The following is an 11,427-nucleotide window of genomic DNA, read 5'->3' on the forward strand; positions in this document are numbered from 1 at the left end:
GGCGGCGGCGGTCCGCAGTTCACCGTGCAGCTCACCAGCACCAGCGGCGCGTCGCTGCAGCAGCCCACGCTGGACCTGGCGCGGGTGATGCGCGGCATGAAGCAGTTCAGCGACGTCACCACCAGCTTCGACAGCATCGGCAAGCAGCAGATGCTGGAGGTGGACCGCGACGCGGCCGCGCGCCTGCTGGTCAGCATGGGCGCGGTGGACGATGCGCTGAACAAGTCGTTCGGCCAGGCGCCGGTGTCGACGATCTACTCGAACATCAACCAGTACCAGGTGGTGCTGGCCTCCGACAAGGCCGACACGCTGAGCCCGGAGGCGCTGCTCAACACCTACGTGCGCAACACCCGGGGCAAGATGATCCCGCTGTCCGCGATCGCGCACATCCGGCCGCAGATCGCGCCGGTGACGATCAGCCACTTCAACCAGATCGAGTCGTCCAGCATCAGCTACAACCTCGCCAAGGGCACCACCCAGATCGAGGGCCTGAACCTGGTGGACCAGGCGATCTTCGCCGCGCACCTGCCGCCCGGCGTGCAGAAGAAGTACACCGGCCAGAACCAGGACCTGCTCGACTCCCTCACCAACGCGCTGCTGCTGCTGCTCGCGGTGATCGCCGCGATGTACGTGGTGCTGGGCATCCTGTACGAGAGCCTGATCCATCCGCTGACCATCCTTTCCACGCTGCCCGCGGCCGGCATGGGCGCATTCCTCGCGATGCTGCTCACGCATACCCAGCTCACTCTGATGTCGGTGATCGCGGTGCTGATGCTGATCGGCATCGTGAAGAAGAACGCGATCCTGATGGTGGACTTCGCGCTGGTCGCCGAGCGCGAGCGCGGCATGGCGCCGCCGGCGGCGATCCGCGAGGCGGCGCTGGTGCGCTTCCGCCCGATCACCATGACCACGCTGGTGGCGATGGGCGCGGCGCTGCCGCTGGCGATCGGTTTCGGCACCGGCGCGGAGATGCGCCAGCCGCTGGGCATCGCGATCCTCGGCGGCCTGTTCGTCTCGCAGCTGCTGACGCTGCTGAGCACGCCGGCGATCTACCTGTGGCAGCACGACCGCCGCGAACGCAAGGCGAAGCGCAAGGCGCTGCGCGAGCAGATCCGCCGCCAGCGCCTGCTGGCGCAGCAGATGCCGGCGCTGCCGAAATAGGCCGCCGTCGTCGCGCCTTTCCCCTGCGCGGGGGAAGGCGCGCACAGGCCAAACGTCACGGGCGCGCCTGTGCGGCGCTTGCTATCGTGGCGCTTCCGCCCAACGGACGACGCCCATGCGCCTGCGCCCGGCCGCCTTGCTGGCCACCCTTGCCCTCGCCGCCGCTACGCTGGCGCCGCCGCCCGCCGCCGCGGCGGAAACCCTGCGCATCCCGCCCATTCAGTACCGCGAACGCACGCTGCCGAACGGCTTGCAGGTGCTCAGCGTGGAGGATCACGCCAGCCCCAACGTGGCGGTGCAGGTGTGGTACCACGTGGGTTCCAGGGACGACCCGCAGGGACGCTCCGGCTTCGCGCACCTGTTCGAGCACCTGATGTTCAAGAGCACGAAGCACATGCACGCCGAGCAGATGGACCGGCTCACCGAGGACGTGGGCGGCGCGAACAACGCCTCCACCGGCAACGACATCACGAACTACTTCGAGGTGGTGCCCGGCAACCACCTGCAGACGCTGCTGTGGGCCGAGGCCGAGCGGCTCTCCAGCCTCAACGTGGACGAGGCGAACTTCAAGTCCGAGCGCGCCGTGGTGGAGGAGGAATACCGCCAGAGCGTGCTGGCCCAGCCCTACGGCAAGCTGTTCAACGCGATCGACCAGTACTCGTACAAGGTGCACCCGTACAAGCGGCCCACCATCGGCAGCATCCCCGACCTGGAAGCCGCCACGCTGCCGGACGTGATCGCGTTCCACCAGACGTTCTACCGCCCCGACAACGCCACCCTGATCGTGGCCGGCGACTTCGATCCCAAACAGCTGGACGCCTGGGTGGATCGCTATTTCGGCTGGATTCCCAAGCCCGCCGCGCCGATCCCCCAGGTCGACGCGAAGGAGCCCAGGCGCAGCCGGGACGAGCGCCACACCGTCGCCAGCGAGACCGCGCCGCTGCCCGCGGTGGCGCTGACCTGGCTGATCCCGCCCGCCGCGGACGGCAAGGACCTGATCCCGCTGCAGGTCGCCGCCGCGCTGCTTTCCCGGGGCGATTCCTCGCGGCTGTACCAGTCGCTGGTCTACAAGCACCAGGTCGCGCAGCAGGTGGGCGCCGACGCCGACGGCCGCGTGGGGCCCGGCCTGTTCGCCGTGTACGCGATCCTCGCCAGCGGCCACACCACCGCCGAGGCGGAGAAGCTGCTGAACCAGGAGATTGTCCGGCTCGCCACCCAGCCCATCCCGGACGCCGAGCTGGACAAGGTCAAGACCCAGTTGCTCACCGGCGAGCTGAAGCAGCGCCAGACCGCGCAAGGCGTCGCGTTCGCGCTGGGCCAGGCCACCCTGACCGAGGGCAGCCCCGCGCGCGCCAACAGCGACCTCGACGCGCTGCAGCGGGTCACCGCCGCCGACGTGCAGCGCGTGCTGCGCGACTACGTCGCCGGCGCGCACAGCGTCGCCATCGACTACCAGCCGCAGGCCGCCGGCGGCAAGCAGGGAGGTGCGAAATGATCCGCCGTCGTCGTGCTTCCCGCCTCGTGCGCCCGGCCGTGTTCGCGGCCATCCTGGCCGTGTTCGCCGGAGCCGCGGTCGCGGCTGAAACGCCCGCGGGCTTTCCGGCCACGCCACCCGCGCCCGGCCCGGCGCCGCAGCTCAACGTGCCCACGCCCACCATGCAGGCGCTGCCGAACGGCTTGCAGGTGGTCAGCGTGCGCCGCGCCGGCTTGCCGCTGGTCACCGCGCAACTGGTGCTGCGCAGCGGCGGCGAGATGGACCCGGCCGGGCGGGCCGGCCTCGCCGACCTCACCGCCAACCTGCTGGGCAAGGGCGCCGGCGGCCGCAGTGCGCCGCAGATCGCCGCCGCCGCCGAGGCGCTGGGCGGCTCGCTGCAGGCCGCCGCGGGCTGGGACGAGAGCGCGGTGGGGATCACCGTCACCACGCCGCGGCTGGCGTCGGCGCTGGACCTGCTGGCCACGGTGGTGCGCCATCCCGATTTCGCGCCGGACGAGCTGAAGCGCGCCCAGGCCCAGGCCGCGGACGACCTGCGCCTCACGCTCAGCCGGCCCACCGCGCTGGCCTCGCTGGCCGCGAGCCGGGCGGTGTTCGGCGATGGCGCCTACGGCCATTCGCGCGCCGGCACGCCGGCCTCGATCGCGCGCATCACCCGCGCCGACGTGCAGCGCCTGCATGCCGCGCTGTACCGGCCGGACAACGCCATCCTGGTGCTGGCCGGCGACATCGCGCCGGCGCAGGCGCTGCAGCTGGCGCAGGCGAGTTTCGGCGACTGGCGGAAGCCGGGCACGCCGCTGCCTGCCCGGCCCGGGGACGGCGCTGCCAGCACGCTGCCCGCGCTGCTGCTGATCGACCAGCGCGGCGCCGGCCAGGCCGGCGTGGTCGCCGCGCATGCCGCGCCGCCGCGACGCGACGCGGACTACTACACCGGCGTAGTCGCGAACGCGGTGCTCGGCGGTTCGTACTCCGCCCGCCTCAACGAGGAGATCCGCATCAAGCGCGGGCTCTCCTACGGCGCCAGCAGTCGCCTGCAGCCCATGGCCGGCGCCGGCCTGTGGCTGGCCTCGGCGCAGACCAAGAACCCCTCGGCGCCGCAGGTGGTGGAGCTGATGCAGCAGCAGTTCGCCCTGCTGGGCAAGGGCCGCGTGTCCGCGGAAGAACTGGCCGCGCGCAAGGCCACCCTGATCGGCGGCTACGGCCGCAGCCTGGAAACCACCGCGGGGCTGGCCGAGCAGGTCGCCGAACTGGCGGTCTACGGCCTGCCGCTGGCCGACATCGGCCAGTACATCGCCCGGGTGCAGGCGGTCACGCCCCAGGCGATCGAGGCCTACGCCCGCGACCACCTGGATGCGCGGCACACCCGCGTGGTGGTGGTGGGCGACGCCGCCCGGTTCGCCCCCGCGCTGCGCAAGGCCTGGCCCCAGGCCGGAATGCTGGAGGCCGACAAGCTCGACCTGGACAGCCCGTCCCTCCAGCCTGCGGCCCCGACCGGGCACTGAGGCCCGCCAGCCGTCGTCTCGGACCCCGGCCCCGGCCGGGGTTTTTCATGCGGCCGGTCGACGGGGCAACCCGACCCGGCCGCAGCGGCGGAACCTTGTTTCCAGTGCGGCGTGCACCGGACGACGGCGCCACGTTTACAATACCGTGCGGTATAGTACACAAATAGATTCGTTACGCCGCAGGTATCTCCCCATGACTTCCCCCACCCGTTCCCTTCTGCCCCTCGCGGCGGCGGCGGCGCTGCTGTGCGCCTCGCTGCCGGCCGCCGCCACCCACGTCGAACTGCAGGGCGGCCGCAGCTACATGGACAGCCACGCCGCCAACGCGGTGTTCGTCGAAAGCGTGTTCGCCGCGCATCCGCTGGGCGCCAGCGGCCTGCACTGGGCGCCCGATGTCGCGCTGGGCTGGATCGACGGCCGCGGCTTCGCCCGCTACCGCGACGCCCGCTACGGGACCGCCGACGCGATCTGGCTGGCGGCTGGCGGCGTGCGCCTGAACGCGGGCGGCCCGGACGACTGGTACCACCCGTTCTTCTACAGCTTCCAGGTCGCCTTGCACGGCGGCCGCACCCAGGCGTTGAGCAGCGTCTACGAGTTCGTCAACAGCGTGGGCTGGCAGTGGCGGCACTTCAGCGTGCGGGTCCGCCACATCTCCAACGGCGGCCTGCACAAGCCGAACCGCGGCGAGACCATGGCGCTCGTGGGCGTGGGCTTCGACCTGTAGCGTCGCATCCACGGAACAAGGGCCCCTTCAGGGGCCCTTGTTCCGTGCTCAGTGCCCGCCGCCGGCCGAGGGCCCGGCCTTCGGCGTGAACGGCGGCCGGGCCAGCCAGATCACCACGATCAGGCTGAGGAAGATCCAGCCCAGCGCGTGCAGGATCTCGTTGAACGACATCTGGAACGCCTGCTGGGTGATCGCGTTGTTCAGCACCGTGGCGCCGCGCTGCGGATTGCCGTGGCTGAACTGCTCCAGCGCCGCCTGCGCGGTGGGGTTGTACGGGTTGATGTGTTCGGCCAGCTGTTCGTGGTGGCTCACCGCGCGGCGCGTCCACATCAGCGTGGTGATCGAGGCGGCGAAGCTGCCGCCCAGCGTGCGCAGGAACGTGGCCAGGCCCGAGCCCGCGGCGATCTCGTTCTGCTGCAGGTCGGACAGCAGGATGGTCAGCACCGGCATGAAGAACAGCGCCACGCCCAGGCCCTGCCACAGCTGCACCATCGCCACGTGGTAGAAGTCCACTTCCAGGTAGAAGTCCGAACGCATGAAGCAGGTCGCGCCCATCACCACGAACGACAGCGCGGCGAGGATGCGCAGGTCCATGCGCGTGGCGTACTTGCCCACGAAGAACGTCAGCAGCACCGGGATGACGCCCAGCGGCGCGGTGGCGAAGCCGGCCCAGGTGGAGGTGTAGCCCAGGTTCTGCTGCAGCCACAGCGGCACCAGCAGGGCGATCGCGAAGAACGCCGAGTAGGCCAGCACCAGCGCCAGCGTGCCGGCGCTGAAGTTGCGGTGGCGGAACAGGCGCAGGTCGACGATGGGGTCCTTGTCGGTCAGCTCCCAGATCAGGAAGATCGCCAGCGCGATCACCGCCACGATGCTGGTGAGGATGATGAAGTTGGAGTTGAACCAATCCTCGTCGTTGCCCTTGTCCAGCACGATCTGCAGCGCGCCCACGCCGACGATCAGCGTGATCAGGCCCACGTAGTCCACCCGCGGCCGCTCCAGCCGCTCCGGCTTGCCGCGCAGCTGGTTCGCCACCACGATGCTGGCGAAGATGCCGATCGGCACGTTGATGAAGAAGATCCACGGCCAGGAATAGTTGTCGGTGATCCAGCCGCCCAGGATCGGGCCGGCGATCGGCGCCACCACCGTCACCATCGACAGCAGCGCCAGCGCCATGCCGCGTTTCTCGTTCGGGTAGGTGCTGATCAGCAGGCTCTGCGTGATCGGGTACATCGGCCCCGCCACCGCGCCCTGCAGCGCGCGGAACAGCAGCAGCATGCCCATGCTCTGCGACACGCCGCACATGAACGAGGTCAGCGAGAACAGCAGCGTGCACCACACGAACAGCTTCACCTCGCCGAAGCGGCGGGTGAGGAAGCCGGTCAGCGGCAGCGAGATCGCCATGCTCACCGCGAACGAGGTGATCACCCAGGTGCTCTGGTCGTTGCTGACGCCCAGGTTGCCGGCGATGGTCGGCAGCGACACGTTCGCGATGGTCGTGTCCAGCACCTGCATGAAGGTGGCCAGCGACAGGCCTATCGTGGTGACGGCGAGGTTCGGCGGACTGAAATGGCTGCTCATGGGGTCTGGCCGGTGCGGGGGAGTGGCTCCTCCCCCGGCACGCCGGGGAGGGAGTTGCCGGTCACTTCGAGCCGCCCGCCATGTTGGCGTGGATGATGCCGGCGATCAGCGTGTCGGCCTTCGCCGCCTGCTGCGCGTACACGTCGGTGCTGAAGGCCGGCTGCGCCGGCGGCCGCTGCGCCAGCATCGGGCCGTTCTGGTCGTGCAGGCTCACGTCCACGGCCAGCGACATGCCGATGCGCAACGGGTGCCGGTCGAGCTGCTTCGGATCGGTGAACACCACGCGCACCGGGATGCGCTGCACGATCTTGATCCAGTTGCCGGTGGCGTTCTGCGCCGGCAGCAGCGAGAACGCGCTGCCGGTGCCGATGCCCAGGCTCTGCACCTTGCCCTGGTAGGTCACCGCGCCGCCGTAGACGTCGGACCTGATCGTCACCGGCTGGCCGATGCGCATGTGGGTGAGCTGGGTTTCCTTGAAGTTCGCGTCGATCCACACCTGGTGCAGCGGCACCACCGCCATCAGCGGCGTGCCCGGCGCCACGCGCTGGCCGAGCTGCACGGAGCGCATCGCCACGTAGCCGGTCACCGGCGCCACCAGGGTGGTGCGCTCGTCGTCGAGGTAGGAGGCGCGGAACTTCGCGGCGGCGGCCTGCACGTCGGGGTGCGAGGCGACCACGGTGTCGTCCACCAGCACCTTGCTGGTCTGGTACTGCTGCTGCGCGGTGACCAGCGCGCTCTGCGCGGCGGTCAGCTCGTCGCGGGCGTGCGACAGCTCCTCGGCCGAGATCGCGCCGGACCTGGCCAGGCCCACGCGGCGGTCGTAGTCCGCCTTCGCCTTGGCCACGGCGGTCTGCTGCTGCGCCACCAGCGCCTGCTGGCCGTTCACGCTGGAATACAGGCCGCGCACCTTGCGCACGGTGGCGGCGAGGTTCGCCTTCGCCTCGGCCAGCGCCACGTCGGCGTTGGACTGGTCCAGCTTCACCAGCACGTCGCCCTGCTTCACCAGGTCGCCGTCGTCGGCGCCGATGGTGACCACGGTGCCGGGGATCTGCGGCGTGAGCTGCACCACGTTGCCGCCCACGTAGGCGTCATCGGTGCCCTCGTACCAGCGGCCGTCGAGGAAGTACCACAGCGCCCAGGCGATGCCGGCGATCACCACGACCGCCAGCAGCAGGCGCAACAGGAAACCGCGCCGCTTGTTCCGCGGCGTCTGGGTGGCGGCGTCGGCCGCCGCGGGAGAGATCTGGCTGGACATGGGTGCCTCAGGAATGGTGTTCGGACGCGGAGGAAACGGATGCGGCGGACGCCGGCGGCTGCTCGCCGGCCGCGGGGCGGTAACCGCCGCCGAGGGCCTGGATCAGCTGCACCGACTGGTCGGATTGCTGGGCCTGCAGCGTGGCCATGCGCTGCTCGGCCACCAGCAGTTGCTGGCGCACGCTGAGCGCTTCGAGGTAGCTGCCGATGCCGGCCCGGTAGCGCTGCTCGGCGAGCTTCCAGGCGTCCTGCGCGGCGGCCAGCGCGCGTTGCTGCGCCTCGCTCTGCAACTGCAGCGCCTGCAGCGCGTGGATGTCGTCGGCCACCTCGTTGATGGCGCGCACCAGCGTCTGGTTGTACTGCGCCACCGCGAGGTCGTACTGCGCGTCCTTGCCGGACAGGTTCGCGCGCAGCCGGCCGCCGTCGAACACCGGCAGGCTCACCGACGGCGCCACGCTGTAGAAGCGCGCGGGCAGCTGGAACAGGTTCTCGCCGCCCACCGCGATCAGGCCGGCCATCACGCCGAGGCTGAGGTTGGGCAGGAACTCGGTCTTCGCGGCCTTGATGTCCCTGCCCGCGGCTTCCACGTGCCAGCGCGCGGCCACCAGGTCGGCGCGATGGCCCACCAGGTCCACCGGCAGGTTGCCCGGCACGGCCAGCTCGGCCGGCGACATCAGGTGCGGACGGCCGATGCCGCGGCCGCGGTCGGGGCCCTTGCCCAGCAGCACCGACAGCGTCGATTGCGCGGCATCGATCGCGCGCCCGGCCACCGCCAGCTGTTCCTCGGCGCTCGCCACTTCGGCGTCGCCCTGGCGCAGCTGCATCCTGTTGTCGATGCCGGCGTCCACGCGCTGCGCGGTGAGCTTGCGTGCCTCGCCGGCGCGTTGCAGCTCGGCCTTGGCGAGGTCCTGCTGCGTGTACGCATAGCCCAGTTGCACGTAGGCGCGCGCCAGGTTGGTGGACAGCTCGATGCGCGCGGCGCGGGCGTCGACCTCGGCGGCGCGGACCTGGCCCACCGCCGCTTCCCAGGCGGCGCGCTTGCCGCCCCACAGGTCGATGTCCCACTTGAAGCTGCCGTAGACGTACTTGGCCGGCGCCACATGACCGTTGCCCAGGCCGGGCACGGTGGTGGGGATGCGCGCCTCGGCCACGCTGCCGCCCACGTTGAAGCTGGGCTGGCGCGCCGCCTCGGCCACGCCGGCCACGGCCTGCGCCTGGCGCGTGCGCGCGTCGGCGACGGCGAGCGTCGGGTTGTCGGCCAGCGCTTCGGCGATCAGCGCATCGAGCTGGGGATCGCCCAGGCCGGTCCACCAGTCGGCGGATGGCCACGCCGCGCCGGCCGGCACGTTCGCCAGGCTGTGCGCGGAGTTCAGCGACGACGGATCGATCGGCGTGCCGTCGGGATGCAGGCCGCCGCTGCTGGCGCAACCGGCCAGGGCGAGGCTCAGTCCGGCCGCTGCCGCAAGGGGATGCAGACGCATGGGCTTTCGGTCTCGAAGCAGGAGTGGAGGTGGGTCAGTCTTTGTGGCGGAGCGTGTGCAGCACGCGCTCCAGGTAGTCGTGCAGTTGCTTGCGCTCGGTGGCGTTCAACGAATGCTGGGCCGCCTTGAGCACGCGGTCGTTGCAGTCGGTGAGCTGTCGCCACAGCGCGTCGCCGGCGGGGGTGAGCTCGATGCGCAGCGCGCGCCGGTCCTGTTCGTGCGGGCAGCGGCGCAGGTAGCCGCGCTGCTCGAGCTGGTCGAGCTGGCGCGTCATCGCGCCGCCGTCCAGTTCCACGGCGCGGGCCAGCTCGGTGGCGCTCATCGGTCCCAGCTTGCCCAGCCTTTTCAGTATCAGGAACTGGGTGAAGCGCAGCTCCAGTCCCTTGGCTGCGATCTCGGCTTCCATGGCGCGCACGATCTCCGTGCGCACCAGGCCCAGCAGCACGCCCAGGGTCTCGCGGGAATCGGTATGGGGCTGGGCTGCGTGGTTCATGGCCACGCATTCTATTGCCGAAAGTATAGTTGTCAAGGCAAATATATGCGTGTTGAGTTTTGTTTCAGCAAGATTATGCGCGGCGCTGCCGGAACGCCTCCAGCTCGTCGCGGACGAGGGCCTGCAACGCCGGGTCGCGGATCGCGAACAGCTCGAACACACCCAAGGCCTGCAGGGCGGGCAGCACGCTGAGCAGGCGTGGCTCGGCGCGGCGGCGCGCCGCCTCGGGCGTGGCGGGATCGAGCATCTCGTGGGCGCAGGCCACGAAGGTTTCCAGCGGCGAGCGGAACGGGACGGCAGCGGCAGACGGCTTGGACGGGGACATGCGGGCTCTCCGATGGAGGCGCCGGGGCGGCGAACCGGGAGACGGGGAACCGCGAGCGGCGGCAGCGGGGCGATCCGGCAGTCGTCACCGGATGCCAGACAGCTTAGCCACGCGGGCCGGTAAGCTGATAACGTTATTTGGTCAACAAATGTCGAGAATCGGACATGGGCTCCTGGCACCAACAGCTCCACGACCGCATCGAATGCACCGACGGTCCCGCCGTGATCGCCTATTGGGACGATGGCGAAGCGTCGAGCGAGCAGGACGGCGAGACGCGCACGCACGACTGGCACCGCCACCTGCGCGGGCAGGTGTACTGCATCGAGAGCGGCCTCGTGCACATACGCACGCGTTACGGTTCCTGGCTGCTGCCGCCGCATCGCGCGGGCTGGATGCCGCCGGGCGAACTGCACACGGTGAGCGTGAGCGGGGCGATGAGCGGTTGGGGCCTTTTCCTCGCGCCTGCTGCCTGTGCCGGCTTGCCCGGGCGCCCCTGCGTGCTGGGCACGAGCGAGTTGATGCGCGCCCTGGTCCGGCGCGCCAGCGAGTGGTCGCTGGCCGAGCACTTGCCGCCCGAACAGGAGCGCGTGTGCGCGGTGCTGCTGGACGAACTGCGCCGTGCGCCGCAGGAGCCGCTGCACCTGCCGATGCCGGTGGACCGCCGCCTGCTGCGCATCGCCCATGCGGTGCTGAAGGCGCCGCAGGACAACCGCAGCCTGGAATCCTGGGCCGGACACGCCGGACTGTCGGCGCGCAGCCTCAGCCGGCTGTTCCGCAGCGAGACGGCGCTCAGCTTCGCGCAATGGCGCCAGCAGGCGCGGCTGAGCTGTGCCCTGGAGCGGCTGGCCGAAGGCATGCCGGTGGCGCAGGTGGCCGAGGCCACCGGCTACGCAAGCACCAGCGCTTTCATCGTGATGTTCCGGCGCGCCTGCGGCCAGTCGCCGGCGCGCTACTTCGAGCGCGCGTCGACGGCCGCCTGAGCCGGAGCCGCTCAGACCCGGCCCTCCGGCAGTTCGTCGCGCACCATCGCGGCCAGCGCCGGGTCGCGGATGGCGAACAGGTCGAACACGCCCAGCGCCTGCAGCACGGGCAGCACGGCGAGCAGCCGCGGTTCGGCTTCGCGGCGCACCGCTTCGGGCGTGGCCGGGTCCAGCATCAGTTGCGCGTTGACGACGAAATCGGTGAGCGCATCGGTTTCGGTGGTTTCGGTGGCGATGGACAGCAACGACATGTGACCTCCTCGGTTCCATGCGGAAAGGACGTGGGATAGGGGCATAGCGTTACAAGGCAGCCGCGACCGGAACATCCGGTTCGTGTGGACAGAAGGGGCTTGCCTGCGACGGGAAAGGTCCGCGCGTTGCACGCGGCCTTGTGCGGGGTGTCCGCCAACCCTATCTCGATCCATGCCGGCCTGGGG

Annotated in this window: 11 protein-coding genes; 5 read left to right on the forward strand and 6 right to left on the reverse strand. The window is 70.6% G+C overall.

Annotated elements, in window-relative coordinates:
* The 4 genes from PCA_RS00835 to PCA_RS00850 all read left to right on the forward strand — a co-directional run.
* On the forward strand, nucleotides 1-1,161 hold a 1,161-nt coding region (locus PCA_RS00835; RefSeq protein ID WP_181300224.1), incomplete at its 5' end, for an efflux RND transporter permease subunit.
* Nucleotides 1,162-1,276: 115 nt separating this feature from the next.
* A complete protein-coding gene (locus PCA_RS00840; protein ID WP_181300225.1) occupies nucleotides 1,277-2,656 on the forward strand; it encodes a pitrilysin family protein in 1,380 nt (459 codons plus the stop codon).
* On the forward strand, nucleotides 2,653-4,155 hold the full coding sequence (locus tag PCA_RS00845) for a pitrilysin family protein (RefSeq protein ID WP_181300226.1): 1,503 nt from the start codon (nucleotides 2,653-2,655) through the stop codon (nucleotides 4,153-4,155). Before PCA_RS00840 ends, PCA_RS00845 begins: the two co-directional genes overlap by 4 nt.
* Nucleotides 4,156-4,348: 193 nt before the next feature.
* Nucleotides 4,349-4,879, forward strand: a complete 531-nt coding sequence (locus tag PCA_RS00850; protein ID WP_181300227.1) for an acyloxyacyl hydrolase — start codon at nucleotides 4,349-4,351, stop codon at nucleotides 4,877-4,879.
* A 48-nt stretch (nucleotides 4,880-4,927) separates the two neighbouring features.
* Here the strand turns inward: PCA_RS00850 and PCA_RS00855 are convergent, their stop codons facing one another.
* The 5 genes from PCA_RS00855 to PCA_RS00875 all read right to left on the reverse strand — a co-directional run bounded on the left by PCA_RS00855 (nucleotide 4,928) and on the right by PCA_RS00875 (nucleotide 10,010).
* Entirely contained in the window at nucleotides 4,928-6,457 is a 1,530-nt protein-coding gene (locus PCA_RS00855; protein ID WP_181300228.1) for a DHA2 family efflux MFS transporter permease subunit, read from the reverse strand.
* A gap of 61 nt (nucleotides 6,458-6,518) precedes the next feature.
* Complete coding sequence (locus PCA_RS00860) at nucleotides 6,519-7,712, reverse strand: efflux RND transporter periplasmic adaptor subunit (protein WP_181300229.1); 1,194 nt, start codon at nucleotides 7,710-7,712, stop codon at nucleotides 6,519-6,521.
* Between the two features lie 7 nt (nucleotides 7,713-7,719).
* Nucleotides 7,720-9,192 carry an efflux transporter outer membrane subunit gene (locus PCA_RS00865; protein WP_181300230.1) on the reverse strand — a complete coding sequence of 491 codons (1,473 nt, stop codon included), beginning with the start codon at nucleotides 9,190-9,192 and terminating at the stop codon, nucleotides 7,720-7,722.
* 34 nt (nucleotides 9,193-9,226) lie between these two features.
* Complete coding sequence (locus PCA_RS00870) at nucleotides 9,227-9,598, reverse strand: MarR family transcriptional regulator (protein ID WP_181300238.1); 372 nt, start codon at nucleotides 9,596-9,598, stop codon at nucleotides 9,227-9,229.
* A 160-nt stretch (nucleotides 9,599-9,758) separates the two neighbouring features.
* A complete protein-coding gene (locus tag PCA_RS00875) occupies nucleotides 9,759-10,010 on the reverse strand; it encodes a hypothetical protein (RefSeq protein ID WP_181300231.1) in 252 nt (83 codons plus the stop codon).
* 164 nt (nucleotides 10,011-10,174) lie between these two features.
* On the opposite strand from PCA_RS00875, the gene PCA_RS00880 reads away from it, so the two are divergent.
* The gene (locus PCA_RS00880) at nucleotides 10,175-10,990 is read left to right on the forward strand and encodes a helix-turn-helix transcriptional regulator (protein WP_181300232.1); all 816 of its coding nucleotides are present in this window, start codon (nucleotides 10,175-10,177) and stop codon (nucleotides 10,988-10,990) included.
* 11 nt (nucleotides 10,991-11,001) lie between these two features.
* On the opposite strand, the gene PCA_RS00885 is transcribed toward PCA_RS00880, so the two are convergent.
* Nucleotides 11,002-11,241: a hypothetical protein gene (locus tag PCA_RS00885; protein WP_181300233.1), complete on the reverse strand. Its 240-nt coding sequence runs from the start codon at nucleotides 11,239-11,241 to the stop codon at nucleotides 11,002-11,004.
* Nucleotides 11,242-11,427 lie beyond the last annotated feature (186 nt).

It is taken from the genome of Rhodanobacter sp. PCA2 (genome assembly GCF_013620825.1).
GTDB lineage: Bacteria > Pseudomonadota > Gammaproteobacteria > Xanthomonadales > Rhodanobacteraceae > Rhodanobacter_A.